Genomic DNA, 18,920 nt, shown 5'->3' on the forward strand with positions numbered 1-18,920 from the left:
TGGCCGGTAACGGCGCTGGCCGGGATTGGTTCCTTCCGGATGGCCGCAAATCCTGGCGCAGATCTTTCCGTTGCGGCTTCAGATCACCTTGCCGGGATTGAGAATTCCCCTCGGATCCAGCGCCAGCTTGATCCGGCGCATCGCATCCAGTTCCTCCGCACTGCGCGAGCAGCCGAGATACGGACGTTTCAGCGTGCCGACTCCATGTTCCGCCGAAATCGAACCCTTGAAGGCCTGCACGAGATCGTAGGCGATCCCGTCGACCGCATGCAGGTCCTCTTCCGAAGCCTCGCCGACGGAAATGGCGACATGCAGGTTGCTGTCGCCGATATGGCCGAAGAAGGAGACGTGGGCGTCGGGGAAGCGCTGCAGCAGGGCTGTCTCGCAGGCCTGTGCATAGTCCCCGATGCTGCCGATCGGCAGGCTGACGTCGAGATTGATCAGCGCGGGCAGCAACTGCCCCATCATATGGGCCTCGCGCACGGACCAGAAGCGCTGCGTTTCCTTTTCCGACTGGGCGATCAGCGCATCGACGATCAGGCCTTCCTCCAGCGCGCCGCCGAGGAAGGCTTCGAAGCGGTCGCGCGCCGCATCCGACCCGTCGGAATCCGCTTCGATGATCACCAGGAACGGATAGGCCGTCTCGAAGAACCTGATCCCCGCCGCCTCGCAATTGAAGCGGACGAAATTTTCCCACATGGCCTCGAAAGCCGAAAGCGCTTCCAGTTCGCGCCGGGCACGCGTCAGCAGCGAGACGACTGCATCATAGCTTTCCAGCGCGACCAGTGCGGTGCTCCGCCCGGCCGGAAGGGGTTTCAGCTTCACGACGGCTCGCGTGATGATGCCGAGCGTGCCTTCCGCCCCGATGAAGAACTGACGCAGGTCGTAGCCTGTGTTGTTCTTCGTCATCTTGTTGAGCATGGAAAGCACGGTGCCGTCGGCGAGCACGACCTCGAGGCCCAGCACGTTGTCGCGGGTCACGCCGTGACGGATCACCCGGATGCCGCCGGCATTGGTGGAGATGTTGCCGCCGATCTGGCAGCTGCCGCGCGCACCGAGATCGATCGCAAGCAGCATGCCGGCCTCTGCCGCCGCGTTCTGCGCCACCTCCAGAACGGTGCCTGCCTTGAGCGTCATCGTGCCCGCGGCCGTATCGATCTCCTCGATGCCGGCGAGGTGTTCCAGCGAAATCGCGACTTCTCCGCCCGAGGCGTTTGCGCCGCCCGCAAGTCCCGTCAACCCGCCCTGCGGGATGACGGGCTGGCCGTGCCTGTTGCAGATGCGAAGCGCGGTCGCGACCTCTTCGACGGTTCGTGGCCGGATGACGGCCATCGGCAGGATGCGTCCCGTGAGACTCTCGTCGCTGCGATAGCGCTCGCCGATCGCAGCCCCCGTGAGGACGGTTTCCGTGCCAAGCGCTTCGGTCAGTTCTTCGATGATGTTCATGTCGGTTCCTGCGCGGTGGCGTAACTCGGATGACATTGATTAGCTGGCGCGCCCGCCGAATGCAACGCCGGCGGCTGGCCGTCACCATGTTGTGCGGACTGCCTCAAGTAATTGATTTATTGATTCTTTACCCGAAATTCTGGAATCCTCTCTGTGCCCTTGACAGCCGGCGACGCGCCTCCATAATGATCAGATGTCAGACCAATTATGAGAAGCTGACGCAAAAACGGGGAATGGCCGCATGACGGCGAGAATGGATGCCAAGCCGGCAATTTTGCCGCTGCCGCCAATGGACCGGGCGCGCCAGGTTACCGAGGCGCTTGCCAGCTATATCGGCCAGGCGAACCTCAAGGCCGGCGACCGGCTTCCGGCCGAGCGCGAGCTGATGTCCGCACTTGCCGTCGGGCGATCGACCATCCGCGAGGTCATCCGCCACTTCCAGGCCCTCGGCGTCATGGAGACGCGCAAGGGCAGCGGCACCTATCTCTTGAAGCCCGTCACGACCGCTACGATCCACATGCCGCTGTCCTTCGACGCCATGCACCTGCGCGATGCGCTTTTGCAGACGCTGGAGGTCCGCCGCGGCATCGAATGCGAGGCCAACATGGTCGCCGCCCGCCGGCGCACCGCAGGCGACCTGAAGACGATCGAGGAAAAGCTCGACGCGATGGAGCGGGTGCACCTGGCGAAGGGCACATCTGGACCCGAAGACCTCGCCTTTCACCTTGCCATCTACGATGCCACCCACAATCCGCTGTTCCGCCAGCTTCTGGAGCAGATGCGCGAGGCCTTCGAGCGTTTCTGGGACGAGCCGTTCGATCGGCCCGACTTTGCCCGCCGCTCCTTTCCCTTCCACCGCACGCTGTTCAACGCGATCGTCGCCCAGGACACGGAAGCCGCGCGCCGCGAAACGCTAAAGATCCTCGACGTCGTCGAGGAAGACATCAAGGAAATGTCAAAATGATCAACGGCTCCGATCCGTTCGACCTCGCCTCGCTGATCGTCGCCCATGACGAGGCCAACGCCTTCGAGGCGGTGGTGCCGCCGATCGTGCAGACCTCGCTGTTCACCTTCTCCTCCTATGACGAGATGGTCTCGGCCTATCGCGGCGAGATCGTCCGGCCGATCTATACCCGCGGCCTGAACCCCACCGTGCGCGCCTTCGAGGAGATGCTGGCCAAGCTCGAGGGCGGCGAGGACGCGATGGGCTTTGCCAGCGGCATGGCCGCGATCTCGTCCACTGTTCTCTCCTTCGTCGAGCCCGGTGATCGCATCGTCGCCGTCAGGCACGTCTATCCCGATGCCTTCCGCCTGTTCGGCACCATCCTGAAGCGCATGAAGATCGAGGTGACCTATGTCGACGGGCGCGACGAGGAGGCGGTTGCCCGCGCGCTGCCGGGCGCGAAGCTCTTCTACATGGAAAGCCCGACGAGCTGGGTGATGGACGCCCACGATGTCGGCGCGCTCGCCGCCCTTGCAAGGCGGCACGGCATCGTCTCGGTCATCGACAACAGCTGGGCAAGCCCGATCTTCCAGCGCCCGCTGTCGCTCGGCGTCGACCTTGTCCTGCACTCGGCCTCGAAATATCTCGGTGGCCACAGCGACGTCGTCGCCGGCGTCGTCACCGGCTCGAAGGATCTGATCGGCCGCATCCGTGCCGAGGCCTATCCCTATCTCGGCGGCAAGCTGTCGCCCTTCGATGCGTGGCTGTTGGTGCGTGGCCTGCGCACCCTGCCGATCCGCATGAAGGCGCACGAGGCTTCGGCGCTGGAGATTGCCCGCCGCCTTCAGGCGCTGGACATCGTCGAAAGCGTCCAGCATCCCGCGCTTGCCAACCGCCTGCCGCCGGGCCTGACAGGCACCTCCGGCCTGTTCTCCTTCATCTTCCGCGAAGGCATCGACATCCGCGCCTTCGCCGATCGCCTGAGGCTGTTCAAGCTCGGCGTCAGCTGGGGCGGCCACGAAAGCCTGATCGTACCGGGCCAGGTCGTGCTGCAGCAGAAGGCGGAGCCCAATTCCGCGCACGCATTCGGCATCCATCCGCGGTCCGTGCGTCTCCATGTCGGCCTCGAAGGAACCGGGGCCCTGTGGAGTGATCTGGAGGCGGCGATCGCAGCCGCCTCCCAAGCCTGAAGAGCAATAAACCAAAGCCCATAAGGGGGAGCGACCATGAAAAGACTGCTGACTGCCGCATTGTTCGCCGCGATGATGTCCGGGACCGCGCTTGCCGATACGACGTTGAAGCTCGTGGAGGTGATCACCAGCCCCGAGCGTACCGAGACGCTGAAGTCCATCGTCGGCAAGTTCGAGGCCGAAAATCCCGGCACCAAGGTCGAGATCATCTCGCTGCCCTGGGGCGAGGCTTTCCAGAAGTTCGCCACCATGGTTTCCGCCGGGGAAATCCCCGACGTGATGGAAATGCCCGACACCTGGCTCTCGCTCTATGCCAATAACGGCATGCTGGAGAGCCTCGAGCCCTATCTCTCCAAGTGGGAGCACACCTCGGGCCTGACCGCCCGCGCGCTCGAACTCGGCCGCGACGTCAACGATACCGCCTACATGCTGCCCTACGGCTTTTATCTGCGCGCGATGTTCTACAACAAGAAGCTGCTGGAAGAGGCCGGCGTCTCCGAGCCGCCGAAGACGATGGACGAATTCGCCGAGGCCGCCAAGAAGGTCTCCGCACTCCCCGGCAAGTCCGGCTACTGCCTGCGCGGCGGCCCGGGCGGCCTGAACGGCTGGATGATGTTCGGCGCCACCATGGCCGGCGACAACAAGTTCTTCAACGAAGACGGCACCTCGACCATGAACAGCGAGGGCTGGGTCAAGGGCCTGACCTGGCTGATCGACCTCTACAAGAACGGCTACGCGCCGAAGGACAGCGTCAACTGGGGCTTCAACGAGATCGTCGCCGGCTTCTACAGCGGCACCTGCGCCTTCCTCGACCAGGATCCGGACGCGCTGATCGCGATCGCCGAGCGCATGAAGGCCGAGGACTACGGCATCATGACCATGCCGAAGGGCCCGTCCGGCAAGACCTTCCCGACCATCGGTTATGCGGGCTGGTCGATGATGGCGGCCAGCGAGAACAAGGACCTCTCCTGGAAGCTGATCGAGGCGCTGGAAGGCCCGCAAGGCAACATCGAGTGGAACAAGCGCACCGGCGCGCTGCCGGTGCATACCTCCGCCGAGAAGGACCCCTTCTATGCCAGCGAGCAGTTCAAGGGCTGGTTCGCCGAGCTGGAGGACAAGGACGCGGTCCCGACCGTGATGCCGACCTACCTGGAGGAATTCGCCTTCTTCAAGGATTCGCTCGTTATCCAGACCTCGCAGAAGGCGCTTCTCGGCGAGATCACGCCACAGGAACTCGCCGACCAGTGGGCCGAGTACCTGACCAAGGCGCAGCAGAAGTATCTGGCGAAGAAGTAGGGCGATCCATAGGGAAAGTCCCCCTCTGGCCTGCCGGCCATCTCCCCCACAAGGGGGGAGAAGACCAGCGGCGCCCGTCCGCTCCGATGGATCGATGGCGGAGCTGACGGCTTAAGCCTTCCCCCCTTGTGGGGAGGGTGGGGAGGGGGCTTTCACCACGTCCGACTAACCCGCTGCTCGCAGGGAGAAGGTGCCGGCAGGCGGATGAGGGGCCGCCGCGCCCAATCTTCCCCGATTGCTTCGGTCCAACTCCTCCGGCACGCTGCCAACGCACGGCGCGTCGACGAAAAACGCCAATGGAACGACTGCCGATGATGCACCAACCGATGAAGCACAACCGACCGCCGATGATGAAGCGGATCGCGGACGCCTCGGAGCCCTATCTCTACAGTGCGCCGGCGCTGATCCTGATCGTCGCGGTCATGCTCGTGCCGCTCGTCGTCGGCATCTCCTATGCGTTCCGGGACATCCAGCTTCTGAACCCGTTTTCCGGAGGCTTTGTCGGTCTCGACCATTTCCGTGCGCTGGGGCAGGACCAGGCCTTCTACGGCGCGCTGAGGAACACGCTGTGGTGGACGGGCGCCTCCGTTTTCCTGCAGTTCACCTTCGGCCTGATCCTTGCGCTGCTGCTGGACAAGCCGTTTTATGGTCGCGGCCTGGTACAGGCGCTGGTCTTTTTGCCCTGGGCGGTGCCGAGCTTCCTCGCCGGCCTCAACTGGGCCTGGCTGTTCAATCCGGTCATCGGCCCGCTGCCGCACTGGTTTTACGCGCTCGGCCTGATGGATGAGCCCCACAACATCCTCTCCGACCCGCATCTTGCCATGTGGGGGCCGATCGCGGCCAACGTCTGGTGGGGCATTCCCTTCTTCGCCATCACCCTGCTGGCTGCCCTGCAGGCGATCCCGCGCGACCTCTACGAGGCGGCAAGCATCGACGGCGCAGGTCCCGTCCAGCGTTTCTGGTCGATCACGCTGCCCTTTCTCGCGCCGACGATCGCGATCACCGTTCTCCTGCGCACCGTCTGGATTTCCAACTTTGCCGACCTGATCGTCGTCATGACCAATGGCGGCCCGGCCGACCGCACCCAGATCGTCGCCAGCTACATCTTCACCCAGGCCTTCAAGCGGCTCGATTTCGGCTATGCCTCGGCGATCGCGCTCGTCCTGCTGGCGCTGCTGCTCGTCTATTCGATGCTGATCGTGCTGCTCCGCCAGACCATGCTGAACAAGGGCTAAGACGATGAAATCCCGCAGCCTCCTCCTCACCGGCGCCCATCGTCTCGCGATCCTCGCCTATGTCGTCTTCGCGCTGTTTCCGCTGTTCTGGCTTCTGAAGGTGTCGGTCACGCCGAACGACCTGCTCTACAGCGAGGGCGTGCGCATGTGGCCCTCGCGCATGACCTTCGAGCATTTCAATTTCGTCATCGCCCACAGCGCCTTTCCGACCTTCTTCAAGAACAGCCTGATCGTCTCCGGTGCCACTGCCGTCGTCGTCACCGTCCTTGCCTCGCTCTCCGGCTACGCGCTGTCGCGCTTCTCCTTCCGGGCGAAGTACTGGATCGTCGCGCTGATGCTGATCACCCAGATGTTCCCGCTGGTCATGCTGGTGGCGCCGATCTTCAAGATGCTGTCGCCGCTGGGACTGACCAACAGCCTGACCGGCCTCGTCATCGTCTACTCCGCCTTCAACGTTCCCTTCGCCACCTTCCTGATGCAGTCCTTCTTCGACGGCATCCCGAAGGACCTGGAGGAGGCGGCGATGATCGACGGCGCCACCCAGTTCATAGCCTTCCGCCAGATCATCCTGCCGCTGACCCTGCCGGGCATCGCCGCCACGCTCGGCTTCGTCTTCACCGCCGCCTGGAGCGAGCTCCTGTTCGCGCTGATGCTGATCTCCGGCAACGACGCGGCGACGTTCCCCGTGGGGCTTCTCACCTTCGTCTCCAAGTTCTCCGTCGACTTCGGGCAGATGATGGCCGCCGGCGTGCTCGCGCTGATCCCGGCCTGCCTGTTCTTCCTCCTCATCCAGCGCTATCTCGTGCAGGGCCTGACGGCCGGCGCGGTTAAGGGATAATGACCATGGCTTCCATCGATATCGAAAGCGTCCGCAAGAGCTACGGCCCAGTCTCGGTCCTGCACGGCGTCGATCTTGCCATCAAGGATGGCGAATTCATCGTCCTCGTCGGCCCGTCCGGCTGCGGCAAGTCCACGCTGCTGCGCATGATAGCGGGCCTGGAGGAGGTGACCGGCGGCGAGATCCGCATCTCCGGCAACCGCGTCAACGATCTGGCGCCCAAGGACCGCGACATCGCCATGGTGTTCCAGTCCTACGCGCTCTACCCGCACATGTCTGTCGCCGACAACATGAGCTACAGCCTGCGGCTCCGAAAGACGGCAAAGGACAAGATCGCCAGCGCCGTCAGCAGCGCCGCCACCAAGCTCGGGCTCGATCCGCTTCTGGAGCGCCGGCCGAAGGCGCTCTCCGGCGGCCAGCGCCAGCGCGTCGCCATGGGCCGCGCCATCGTCCGCCAGCCCAAGGCCTTCCTGTTCGACGAGCCGCTCTCCAACCTCGACGCCCGGCTGCGCGAACAGATGCGCGCCGAGATCAAGAAGCTGCATGCCGACCTGAAGGCGACCTCGATCTACGTCACCCACGACCAGATCGAGGCGATGACGCTCGCCGACCGCATCGTCGCCATGCACGGCGGCGTCGTCCAGCAGGTGGGCACGCCGCTGGAACTCTACGACACCCCCGCCAACCTGTTCGTCGCAGGCTTCATCGGCTCGCCGGGCATGAATTTTCTCGAGGGCCGCTACGTGAAAACGGGCGAGGGCGCCGGCGTCCGGCTTTCGGACGGCACGGTGGTCCCGGTCGCACCCCGCGCGGGCCTCGCGCCGGAAACCACAGTCACGCTCGGCATCCGCCCCGAGCACGTCGTCATCGCCAAGGACGGCATGCTGGAGGCGACCGTCGATCTCGTCGAGCCGACGGGCTTCGGCATCATCCTCCACCTGTCGCTGCACGGCCTGCCCTTCAAGATCTTCACCCTCGACCGTGACGCGCTCTCTGCTGGCCCCACGGTCCGTGTCGATTTTCCGCAAAAGCACCTGCACGTCTTCGACGAGACGGGGAGCAGGGCGGATTGAGATGGTTCGCCACCGCCGGGGCGCGATGATTGCCCCTCACCCTTGCCCTCTCGCCGCGAGCGGGGAGAGGGCAAGGGTGAGGGGATAAGTCTGCTCAGACGTTGCGTTGGTGGCCAGCGTCGCGGTCGCGGTCCTTGCCCCGCTCGCGGGGAGAAGGTGCCGGCAGGTGGATGAGGGGCGGAAGCCGGCCGCGGAGCGGGATAGGGACCCGCCTCAATCGCGATCCGGTGCTCCGAGCGGGAACAGTTTGCGAAACGGTCTTGCCTCCTCAACCGCGCGGGCGAAGGAGGGGCGGGCGAGCAGGCGGTCGCGGTAGCCGCGCAGGTTCTCGAACCTGCGGTCGATCGCGTGCGTCCAGTCGGCATAGAAGAGCGCCGGGGCGGCCGCGCAATCCGCCAGGCTGAAACGGTCGCCGGCGGCCCATGCGCGTCCTTGAAGTTTCCGGTCGAGCCAGAGATAGGCGCGGTCGAGCATCGTGCGGGCATCCGCCACGCCGTGGGCGTCGCGGTCGGCCGGCGGCCTGATCGCGTCGAACACGATCTTCTGCATCGGGGTCATGATGTAGTTATCGAAGATCCGGTCGAGCATCCGCACCTCAAGCGCCGCATCGGCATCAGCCGGGATCGGCTTGAACGGCCCGGGAAAGGCTTGGTCGAGATACTCGATGATGATGGTCGCCTCAAGCAGCGTCTTTGCCCCATCGACCAGGATGGGAAAGCGCTGGACTGGCCACAGCGCCTCGAACTCGGCGAGTACGTCTGGATGCTCCTGCGCCAGAAGGCGAAACTCGAATGGGATCTCGTTCTCGTAGAGCGCGATCAGCACCTTCTGGCAATAGGCCGAGAAAGGGTGGGCGTAGAGAATGGGTTTCACGTCGTCCTCCCATCAGTCTCCCTAATGCTACCAGACTAACAAAACTGATTGCATTTTGCAATCAGAATGCGCCGACTTCCCGCGCTTGCAGCCGTCGCCGTCGCCCAAGTGCGTGATTTCTGTCGCATCTTTCAGCCGAACGCGCGGCTGCGACGGGCAGGCAGGCGGATTTTCTTGTCAAATGCCCGTTCTGTTGTTGTCATGCCCGGCATCAGTCACGGCGAATCGTCTGTGGCGGAGGCTCCGGATGTGGGCTGGTTACTGGGCCATTGGGGACCGGGCCGCATCGGAGCGACAGGGGACATATGATCGCTCGCGTGAGGCGATCCAGGAGGGCCATATGAAGCATCGCATTGCATCGACCTTCTTCTGCGCGGGGCTATGCATGCTCGGCCAAAGCGCCGCGGCAGCAGACATTGCTCCTGTCGCGATGACCCCGGAGGCCAAGCAGGTCGAAACCGAAAGCGGTTGGACCTTCTCCTTTGCGCCCTATTTCTGGGCGGCAGGCCTTTCCGGCGACCTGACTGCCTTCGGCCAACGCACTGTTCACGTGGATTCTTCGTTCGGCGACGTCTGGGATCATCTGGATTTCGCCGCGATGGCGATCGGCGAAGCCCGCTACGGCCGTTACAGCGTCTTCACCGACCTGATGTACACCAAGCTCTCGGGCAGTTCGGCAACGCCGCGCGGGTTCCTCGCCGACAGGATCGAGGTCGACTCGGAGACGTTTGCGGGATTTGTCGGTGCCGGATACTCGCTGCTGCAGGACAATAACGGCCACTTCGATGTCGTCGGCGGCATCCGGGTCTGGTCGGTCGATACCACGATCTCGATCAGCGGCGGCGTCTTCGATGGCCGTTCGCGCAGCGACGGCGACACCTGGGTCGACGCGCTGGGCGGCTTCAAGGGAACCTATTTCCTCACGCCGAACGTGTTCCTGACCGGCTGGGGCATGGTCGGTGGCGGCGGTGCCAATATCGACTGGGACGTCGCAGGCACGGTCGGTTACAAGTTCAACGACACATTTTCGTCCGTGGTCGGCTATCGTGCGCTCGGCGTCGACTACAGCAACGACGGCTTCAAGTTCGACGTAGTCGAGCAGGGCCCCATCCTTGGGCTGGTGGTGAACTTCTGAAAATTGCGAGCGAGGCCGTAGCCTCGCTCTTCAGGCTGAATAAGAAGGGCCGGCCTCTCGAAGCCGGCCCTTTCGTTTGCCTACTTCGCCCGCTTCAGCGCCTCGCCGAGCACCGAGACGATCTCGTCGAAGTGCGTCTTCTCGGCGATCAGTGGTGGTGAGAAAGCGATAATGTCGCCGGTGACGCGGATCAGGAGGCCCTTTTCGAAGCAGTCGACGAAGACATCGTAGGCGCGTGCGCCCACGGCGCCCTCACGCGAGGAAAGCTCGATGCCGGCGATCAGGCCGATGGTGCGGATGTCGATGACGTGTGGCAGGCCCTTCAGCGAGTGCATCGCAGTGTGCCAGTCGTCCTGCAGTTCGGCGGCGCGCGTGAGCAGGCCCTCGTCGCGGTAGATGTCGAGTGTGGCGAGGCCGGCAGCACAGGCGGCCGGATGGCCGGAATAGGTGTAGCCGTGGAACAGCTCGATCGCGCCTTCCGGACCCTGCATCAGTGCATCGTGCACCTTGCGGCTGGTGAACACCGCGCCCATCGGGATCGCGCCGTTCGTCAGGCCCTTGGCCGTGGTGACGATATCGGGGGTGACGCCGAAGAAGTCGGTGGCGAACGGCGCGCCCAGCCGGCCGAAGCCGGTGATGACTTCGTCGAAGATCAGGATAATGCCGTGCTTGTCGCAGATCGCCCGCAGCCGCTCGAAATATCCCTTCGGCGGCACCAGAACGCCGGTGGAGCCAGCAACCGGCTCGACGATGCAGGCGGCGATCGTTTCCGCGCCGTGCAGCGCCACCAGCCGCTCGAGGTCGTCGGCCAGTTCAGCGCCGTGCTCGGGCTGGCCCTTCACATAGGCGTTCTTGGCAAGGTCGTGCGTGTGGCGCAGGTGGTCGGAGCCGGGCAACTGCGGGAAGACGCGGCGATTGTTGACGAGGCCGCCGACCGAGATGCCGCCGAAGCCGACGCCGTGGTAGCCGCGCTCGCGGCCGATCAGGCGCGTGCGGGTGCCCTGGCCGATGGCGCGCTGGTAGGCGATGGCGATCTTCAGCGCCGTATCGACCGATTCCGAACCCGAACCGGTGTAGAAGATGCGGTCAAGCTTGGCGCCGGCAGGGCCGGGCGCGATCTCCGCCAGCCGCTCGGCGAAGTCGAAGGCGATCGGATGACCCATCTGGAAGGAGGGCGCGTAGTCCAGGGTCGACAGCTGCCGCTCGACGGCGGCTGCGATCTGCCGGCGGCCGTGGCCGGCGTTGACGCACCAGAGCCCCGCCGTGCCGTCGAGAACCTTGCGGCCGTCATTGGTGGTGTAGTGCATGCCTTCCGCCGCGGCGAGAAGGCGGGGTGCCGCCTTGAACTGGCGGTTGGCGGTGAACGGCATCCAGTAGCTGTCGAGCACCGGCGCGTTGGGCTTGTTGTGGACGTTCATGGAGATCTCCTCTGGCTGGCGCGATTGAGGCCATGATTTGCGATCTTGAACAAGTCCTTTTCTGGCTGTTATGAAGTCATTGAAAAATATGGGCCTGCAATTCAAATGTTTCGATATTTCGAACAATCGAAACAGGCGGTGGTTGTACAGCGGGAGGTCGCATGTCGGTCGACATAGGAAACAGGCTGCGCAGCCTGCGCATGGCGCACAATCTCTCCCAGCGCGAGCTTGCCAAGCGCGCCGGCGTGACGAATTCGACAATCTCGCTGATCGAGTCGAATGCCTCCAATCCCTCGGTTGGCGCGCTGAAGCGGATACTGGACGGCATTCCCATCGGCCTTGCGGAGTTTTTCGCCTTCGAGCCCGATCGCCCCAAGCAGGCCTTCTATCGCGCCGACGAGCTTGTCGAGATCGGCAAGGGGCCGATCTCCTACCGGCAGGTCGGCGAAAACCTGTTCGGCCGCAGCCTGCAGATCCTCAAGGAGTGTTATCAGCCGGGCGCCGATACCGGCAAGGTTCCGCTGGTGCATGAGGGTGAGGAGGGCGGAATCGTACTTTCCGGCCGTCTCGAAGTGACGGTGGACGACGAACGGCGCATCCTCGGCCCGGGCGACGCCTACTATTTCGAAAGCCGGCGCCCCCATCGCTTCCGCTGCGTCGGGCCGGTGCCCTGCGAGGTCATCAGCGCCTGCACGCCGCCGACGTTCTGAGACGCGTGAGCCGAAGGCTCTACTGGCGCGAGGGCGCGCCGTGCGAGGCTTCCTCGATGGGCTGCCTGCTCTCCGCACCCTCAATGACGCCGATGACCTCGTAGAGTTCCAGTGCGGTGCTCCGGCCCTTCGCCTGCCCCTGTCCGAGCGGGCGGAAGCGGATCTTGTCGCGACACTGCGCCACGACAGCGCCGCTGGCAAGGATCACCGTGCCGTAGCTCTTGTTCATCCCCTCCAGTCTCGAGGCGACGTTGATGCTGTCGCCCATCGCCGTGTACTGCAGACGGTCGTTGGCGCCGACGCTGCCGACCACGGCTGTTCCCGAATGGATGCCGAAGCGGGTGCGGAATTCCGGCAGTCCCCGCCGGCGCTGGCTCTCGTTGAAGGCTTCGATGCGGGTCCGCATGGCAAGCGCGCCGCGGCAGGCGTTCGCCGCATGGTCCGGATCAGGTTCCGGCGCGTTCCACATGGCAAAGATCGAATCGCCGAGGAACTGGATGATCGTGCCGCGATGCGCATTCACGGTGTCGTTCAGGATGTCGAAATACTCAGACAACATGCCGACGACGTCTTCGGGCGAATGTCGTTCGCTGATCGTCGTGAAATCATAGATATCCGTGAAAAGGGCGGTAACCTCCTGGCGCCGCGCCGTCCGTCCGGAAAACTCGCCGGATTCCATGCCTTTGCGCACCAGTTCCTTGGGCACGTAGAGCCCGAAGGTGAAGATCGCATCACGTGCCCGGTTCATCGCGCCGCCAAGCGTGGCGATCTCGCTTACATGCGTCGGCACGTCGATCGGGGTACGAAAGTCCAGGTCCTGCAGGCGATGGGCGCTGTCGGTCAGCTGGTTCAGCGACTTTGTGATGAGGTGCGCCAGCAGCAGCGCACCGGCAATGGCGAGAATGACGATCGCGCCGGAGATGGCAAGGCCCTGATAGAGGCCGCGAATCGCCGGCGCCATCAGCTCATCGACCGGGGCGGCGATGACCGCGATGTGGCCGGGAAACAGCATCGCCCCGTCGACTTCGGATCCGAGCACGACCCAGCGTCTTCCCGCCGCCTCGACCAGCCCCATCTCGTCGAGCGGCGGCGGATGCGCCCTGATCGCCTCGATCAGCGGATCCTGCAGGTCGGCGGGATCGAAGTCGCGCTCGCTTTTCGATGTGGCGACCGCCTGCATCAGCCGGCGGTCGGAGTGGATGAGCAGCTTCTTGTCGGCATCGACCACGAAGGCCACCGCCGTCGGCGTCAGGCGTTCGCTGGCGATGAAGCGGGTGATGCGGTCGAGCACCACGTCGGCGCCGACGACGATCTCCGGATTGCCCTTGTGTGCCTGCGAAATCGTCATCGCGAGCGATTTCGTCGTCGCCGTGCTGTAGGGGCCGGTCGCGACCGGTCCGGTACCGCCCGCAGCTGCGCGATACCACGGGCGCTGCCGCGGGTCGTAGTCCCAGCCGGTGAGGGTCCGGCGAAGCAGCTGCTTGCCGGCGGCGTCGAAGAAGAGAACATGGGCGATCGGCCCGCTCTCGCCGGGGTTGAGGATGCGAATGGCCATCGACGCGTTCGGCGGCGCCCTCAGGACGGCGCGCCAGTCGCTCGATGACAGGTTGACGGCATGGAAGAAGCCGCCGTCCGGATAGCCGGCATAGATGCCGTCGATCTGCGGCGACCGCGCGAGCGCCGCCCGTAGAATGGTCACCTTGTCATTGATCCGCTCGGAGGGATCTGCGAGGAAGGAGTTGGCGATCGATACGATCAGGTTTACGAGCCCCGCCGTGTCGCCGGACAGGCTCTGCATGCGCGAAATCAGCCGGTCCTCGAAGCCGCGCATGTGGTTTTCCGCGGCGTCGATGGCGGCGTTGCGGGCGCGGTAGTAGTCGAGCCCGATCAGGCTGCCGGAGACTGCAAGCAGGATCGCAACCATCACGGCGCTGAGCAGTGTCCGCAGCGATCCCCGCCACATCCACTTCTTCGGCACAGCCGCAACGTCCCTGTCGCTGTCCGCCATTCCGCGCCCCTTGTGTTCCTCGCCGCCCGCGCCGGCATCCAGCAATGAACGGCCCGATGGACCGCTCTCGGCAAGTTCGAGCGCGATCCCATTGATAAGATTCGCCAAGTCGCGGCGCAACGTAAAAAGGCGCCCGTCCCCTCCTGTTACCCCAGTAACAACGTCCTGCTCGCCCGCACTCTAGCAATGGACGCACGTCGTATCGGCGTTGCAACCCTAACGATCGAGGATGCCATGAGCAAGAAATTGAAGCTGATCGCCCAGCTGCAGGCGACATCCGCACAAGCCTCCGCCGCCGCCACGGGCTATACCATCCCCGGTGTCGGCGATCAGGTCGTCTACGGTGACGACCTCGGCAACACCCTGAGCACGGGTTCCGGCAAGGACACCATCGAGGGCCGCCTCGGGGCGGACAAGATCAATGCCGGCACCGGCGACGATAGCATTGTCAACCTTTCCGTCGGCACGCTGGCGGGCGACAGGATCGACGGCGGCCTCGGGTTCGACGAGCTTGCGATCGATTTTTCCGCCTCCACGAAGGGGGTCTCGTTCACCGCGTTCGACCCCGCCGTCTCCCGATCGCTGCTTGGTGCCACCATCGTCAATGTCGAGCGCTTCGACCTCACCGGAAGCAACTACAACGACACCTTCGTCGGCGGCCGCTGGAAGGACTGGTTCGAGGGCGGTGCCGGAAACGACGTCCTGAAGGGCGAGATCGGCGACGACTGGCTCGCCGGCGGCAATGGAAACGACAGGATCTACGGTGGCAACGGCAGCGATTCGCTTCTGGGCGAGGCCGGCGACGACACCATCTACGGCGGCTACGGGCGCGACTGGCTCTCCGGCGAAGACGGCAACGACACCCTCTATGGCGGCGGCAACGACGACTACATTTACGGCCATGAAGGCAACGACAAGATGTTCGGCGACAGCGGCAACGATACGATCCAGGGCGGTCGCGGCCGCGACGTGATCGACGGCGGCTCCGGCGACGACTTCCTGTCGGGCGACAGCGACGACGACACGGTGCGCGGCGGCTCGGGCAACGACACGATCAGCCACAGCATGGAAAGCTGGGCGGGCGCCGGCAAGGACATCCTCGATGGCGGCACGGGCACCGATACCCTCGTCCTCAGCGGCCTCTCGGGCACCTTTACCGCGAAGGCTTCGTCGATCAAGCAGACGCTCTCCAACGGCACGACGTTCGTCAATTTCGAAAACTATTCGCTGAGTGGGACGGAGAAGGCGGAGAAGTTCACCGGCGGGGCCGGAAACGATACGCTTTCCGGCATGTCGGGCAACGACAAGCTGATCGGGCTTGGCGGCAACGATCATCTGGATGGCGGGCTTGGCATCGACTATCTCGACGGCGGTGACGGCAACGACCTGCTGATCGTCGGCAGCGGCGGCAAGGATACGATCAAGGCCGGCAAGGGTTACGATTCAGTGTGGATCACCCGCTCCGACATAAAGAGCAATCTCACCTTCAGCGTTTCGGGTAACACTGCCAAGCTTTCCGACGGCAGCGTGGTCACCGGCGGCGAGAGCTTCACCGTCGTCACGGGCAGCGGCAACGACGTCCTCTCCGCCGGAACGGCGACGCACGTCGATTTCAACGCGGGCAGCGGCAATAACCGCATGACCGGCGGCAGGGGCAACGACCAGTTCTATTCCACCTCGGGCAGCGACACCGTGAGGGGCGGTGACGGCGACGATCGCCTCATCGATTCCGGTGGCGGCACCAACCTGCTCGACGGCGGCAATGGCAACGACTATCTCTCTGCGGAAACGCAAACCGGCAACGGGCTCTCGACGCTTTTGGGCGGGGCGGGCAACGACACCGTCACCATCAACAATGCCGGCGGCTCCACGGCGGGCCGGTTCACCGCCGACGGCGGCTCGGGCACGGATATCCTCTGGATCAACCGCTATGACAGCAAGGCCAACCTGTCGTTCACGCTGTCTTCCAAGGCCACCCTCGTCAATGGTGGTGTTACCGCGAAGAACTTTGAGAGCGTGCACATTTCCTCGGGCCAGGGCCACGACACGCTGACAGGCGGCAAGCTTTCCGACTACCTGAACGGCATGAGCGGCAACGATACGCTGAAGGGGCTTGGCGGCAATGACGAACTGACCGGATGGTACGGTGCCGACAAGATCTATGGCGGCGACGGCAACGACACGATCTACGGCAGTGGCGGCATCAAGGACAACGACCGCGACATGCTCTACGGCGAAAAAGGCAACGACGTGATCTTCACGAACGTCAACGACTACGCCTCCGGCGGCAGCGGGGAAGATCGCGTCGTCGTCGACCTGAAGGAAGAGACCTTCGACGTCTCCTTCGTGCTGACTGACGGCCTGGTCAAGGTCAATGCGAAGACCTCGTTTGCCGGCATGGAGGCGATCGACTATCTCGGCGGCAGCGGCAAGGACGTGGTGACCGGCGGCCGCGATGTCGACTACCTCCACGGCGGCGCCGGCAACGACACGCTGAAGGGCGGCGGCGCGAACGACTATCTCGTCGACGGCGCCGGCAACGACAGGCTCTATGGCGAGGCCGGCAACGACTGGTTTACCCGCTACACCGACGAGAGTGGCACCGACTACTTCTCCGGGGGATCGGGCGTCGACACGCTCGACTTCGACATCGTCTCCGACAAGTCGGTGATCATCGACCTGGAAAACAACGCCCGCAACGGCGGCGTCGCCACCGGCCTGTCGCTGTCGAGCATCGAGAACGTCACCGGCCGCCACACCGACGACACCATCCTCGGCAACGCGTCGAGCAACACGCTGAGGGGCGGGCTCGGCGACGACAAGCTCGACGGCCGCGCCGGCAACGACAAGCTGGAGGGTGGTGGCGACGGCGACACGCTGACGGGCGGGGCGGGGGCCGACCAGTTCATCTACGCCTCCTCCGAGGCGATCGGTTCCGGCGACCTGATCACCGACTTCAAGCGCGGCCAGGACAAGCTGGTGATCGACAAGAGCATCTTCGGCTTCTCCAAGCTCGCCCTTTATTCCGGGAACGATCTGAAGGCCACAGGCTCCGCCCCGCAGTTCTTCTTTGAAAAGGACAACGGCCGCCTCTGGTACGATGCCGACGGCACCGGCAACGAGGCCGATGGTGTCCTTGTCGCCACCCTCAGCAAGGTGGGTTCGCTTTCGGCCAGCGATTTCATCCTGATCTGAGCGGCGTGCCGGATTGACGGCTTGGACGGGCCGCGGGTGTCTCCCGCGGCCGTCCTCTTTTCCTGGCAGGCAGTCGCGCGAACGGGCCGCGTTCCGTCTGCCGTTTGAGATTCGTCAATGACCGCCGGCAGCGTCCTTCCTAGGTTCGCGCCCGGATCAGAATGAACGCAGGGAAATCCGATGTCGCAGGCCATCTTGGAGAAATACGGCGAGGCCCGGCTGCCGCGCTATACGAGCTACCCGACCGCCCCGCACTTCGCAGCCCTCGAAGACCCCTTGGCCTATGCCGACTGGCTCCGCTCCGTCGACGCCGGCGAACGCGTATCCGCCTATCTCCACATTCCCTTCTGTCGATCCATGTGCTGGTACTGCGGCTGCCATACGACGATCACGGCACGCGATCGCCCGATCCTCGAATATCTCGAATGCCTGCATAACGAGATCGATCTTGTCGCCGCCGCACGCCGCGAGGCGCTTTCGATCGGCGAGATCCACTTCGGCGGTGGCACCCCGACGATCATCCCGCCTGATGCCTTTGCAGCCCTGATCGCGGCGATGCGCGACCGGCTCGGTTTTGCCGGCGATGTGAATATCGCAGTGGAGATCGACCCACGCACGCTGACGGCAGACATGGCCGAGACGCTCGGCGCCGCCGGCGTCACCCGCGCCAGCCTCGGCGTGCAGAGTTTCGATCCGGTCGTGCAGAAGGCGATCAACCGTATCCAGAGCGTCGATGCCACCGCCCGGGCCGTCGACAGATTGAGGCATGCCGGCATTTCCAGCCTCAGCTTCGACCTGATCTACGGCCTGCCGCATCAGACGGTGAAATCCTGCATCGAAACGGTCGAGGCCGCGATCGCGCTGCGCCCGAGCCGCTTCGCCGTCTTCGGCTATGCGCATGTGCCGGGTTTCAAGAAGCACCAGCGGCTGATCGACGAAACGGTGCTGCCCGACGCACACGCGCGCCACGAGCAGGCGGAGGCGATCGCCACGGCACTCGTGGCGGCGGGATACGAGCGGATCGGGCTCGATCATTTTTCCCTGCCGGAAGACGAGCTCAGCGTGTCGCAGCGTACCGGCCGCCTGCATCGCAACTTCCAGGGTTATACCACCGACGAGTGCCGCACCCTGATCGGCTTCGGCGCCTCGGCGATCGGCCGGTTCGAGCAGGGCTATGTCCAGAACGCCGTGCCGATCGGCCAGTATCAGGAGCATGTCAGGCGCGGCGAGCTCGCCGCTTCGCGCGGCTATCGTCTTACGGCGGAAGACCGCTTCCGGGCCGAACTGATCGAACGCGTCATGTGCGACTTCCGCGTCGATGTCGCAGCCGTCGCCGGCAGGCACGGTTTCGATGCTGCCACCATCCTGTCCGGCAACGTCGCGCTGGATGCCCTGCGAAGCGACGGGCTTGTTGTGATCGATGGCGCCACGGTCGAGGTCGAGGAGCGGTACCGCTTCGTCGTCCGCGCCGTTGCCGCAGCCTTCGATGCCTATCTCGGCACCTCGGGCCGGACATACAGCAAGGCCGCCTGAGCGACGGCGGCCCCGGATCTCGAGCCG

The 18,920-nt window shown here is 64.5% G+C and carries 14 protein-coding genes; 10 read left to right on the top strand and 4 right to left on the bottom strand.

Annotated features, from left to right (window positions below; translation table 11 throughout):
- Nucleotides 1-78: 78 nt before the first annotated feature.
- Nucleotides 79-1,446 carry an FAD-binding oxidoreductase gene (locus HV823_RS12980; protein WP_176950148.1) on the bottom strand — a complete coding sequence of 456 codons (1,368 nt, stop codon included), beginning with the start codon at nt 1,444-1,446 and terminating at the stop codon, nt 79-81.
- 241 nt (nt 1,447-1,687) lie between these two features.
- Here HV823_RS12980 and HV823_RS12985 point away from each other — a divergent pair, with 241 nt between their 5' ends.
- The 6 genes from HV823_RS12985 (at nt 1,688) to HV823_RS13010 (ending at nt 8,021) form a co-directional block, all read left to right on the top strand.
- A complete protein-coding gene (locus tag HV823_RS12985) occupies nt 1,688-2,410 on the top strand; it encodes a FadR/GntR family transcriptional regulator (protein ID WP_176950149.1) in 723 nt (240 codons plus the stop codon).
- Complete coding sequence (locus tag HV823_RS12990; RefSeq protein ID WP_176950150.1) at nt 2,407-3,579, top strand: PLP-dependent transferase; 1,173 nt, start codon at nt 2,407-2,409, stop codon at nt 3,577-3,579. The genes HV823_RS12985 and HV823_RS12990 overlap by 4 nt, the downstream gene beginning before the upstream one ends.
- Nucleotides 3,580-3,615: 36 nt before the next feature.
- Entirely contained in the window at nt 3,616-4,875 is a 1,260-nt protein-coding gene (locus HV823_RS12995) for an ABC transporter substrate-binding protein (protein ID WP_176950151.1), read from the top strand.
- A gap of 311 nt (nt 4,876-5,186) precedes the next feature.
- Entirely contained in the window at nt 5,187-6,110 is a 924-nt protein-coding gene (locus HV823_RS13000) for a carbohydrate ABC transporter permease (RefSeq protein WP_176950152.1), read from the top strand.
- A gap of 4 nt (nt 6,111-6,114) precedes the next feature.
- Nucleotides 6,115-6,948 (top strand): carbohydrate ABC transporter permease, encoded by an 834-nt coding sequence (locus HV823_RS13005; RefSeq protein ID WP_176950153.1) that lies wholly within the window; start codon nt 6,115-6,117, stop codon nt 6,946-6,948.
- Between the two features lie 5 nt (nt 6,949-6,953).
- On the top strand, nt 6,954-8,021 hold the full coding sequence (locus HV823_RS13010; protein WP_176950154.1) for an ABC transporter ATP-binding protein: 1,068 nt from the start codon (nt 6,954-6,956) through the stop codon (nt 8,019-8,021).
- Between the two features lie 213 nt (nt 8,022-8,234).
- On the opposite strand, the gene HV823_RS13015 is transcribed toward HV823_RS13010, so the two are convergent.
- The gene (locus HV823_RS13015; RefSeq protein WP_176950155.1) at nt 8,235-8,894 is read right to left on the bottom strand and encodes a glutathione S-transferase N-terminal domain-containing protein; all 660 of its coding nucleotides are present in this window, start codon (nt 8,892-8,894) and stop codon (nt 8,235-8,237) included.
- Between the two features lie 340 nt (nt 8,895-9,234).
- On the opposite strand from HV823_RS13015, the gene HV823_RS13020 reads away from it, so the two are divergent.
- The gene (locus tag HV823_RS13020; RefSeq protein WP_176950156.1) at nt 9,235-10,029 is read left to right on the top strand and encodes a hypothetical protein; all 795 of its coding nucleotides are present in this window, start codon (nt 9,235-9,237) and stop codon (nt 10,027-10,029) included.
- A gap of 80 nt (nt 10,030-10,109) precedes the next feature.
- Here the strand turns inward: HV823_RS13020 and aptA are convergent, their stop codons facing one another.
- Complete coding sequence (gene aptA, locus HV823_RS13025; protein WP_176950157.1) at nt 10,110-11,447, bottom strand: omega-aminotransferase AptA; 1,338 nt, start codon at nt 11,445-11,447, stop codon at nt 10,110-10,112.
- Between the two features lie 161 nt (nt 11,448-11,608).
- On the opposite strand from aptA, the gene HV823_RS13030 reads away from it, so the two are divergent.
- Nucleotides 11,609-12,157: a cupin domain-containing protein gene (locus tag HV823_RS13030; protein ID WP_176950158.1), complete on the top strand. Its 549-nt coding sequence runs from the start codon at nt 11,609-11,611 to the stop codon at nt 12,155-12,157.
- Nucleotides 12,158-12,176: 19 nt separating this feature from the next.
- Here HV823_RS13030 and HV823_RS13035 read toward each other — a convergent pair whose 3' ends face one another.
- On the bottom strand, nt 12,177-14,165 hold the full coding sequence (locus tag HV823_RS13035) for an adenylate/guanylate cyclase domain-containing protein (protein ID WP_176950159.1): 1,989 nt from the start codon (nt 14,163-14,165) through the stop codon (nt 12,177-12,179).
- A 234-nt stretch (nt 14,166-14,399) separates the two neighbouring features.
- Between HV823_RS13035 and HV823_RS13040 the strand changes: the two genes are divergently transcribed.
- Together HV823_RS13040 and hemN are read left to right on the top strand one after the other, a co-directional pair.
- Nucleotides 14,400-17,360: a calcium-binding protein gene (locus tag HV823_RS13040; RefSeq protein WP_176950160.1), complete on the top strand. Its 2,961-nt coding sequence runs from the start codon at nt 14,400-14,402 to the stop codon at nt 17,358-17,360.
- A 180-nt stretch (nt 17,361-17,540) separates the two neighbouring features.
- Nucleotides 17,541-18,893 carry an oxygen-independent coproporphyrinogen III oxidase gene (gene hemN / locus HV823_RS13045; protein WP_176950161.1) on the top strand — a complete coding sequence of 451 codons (1,353 nt, stop codon included), beginning with the start codon at nt 17,541-17,543 and terminating at the stop codon, nt 18,891-18,893.
- The last annotated feature ends 27 nt before the right edge of the window (nt 18,894-18,920 follow it).

The organism is Mycoplana rhizolycopersici (assembly GCF_013378445.1).
Taxonomy (GTDB): domain Bacteria; phylum Pseudomonadota; class Alphaproteobacteria; order Rhizobiales; family Rhizobiaceae; genus Mycoplana; species Mycoplana rhizolycopersici.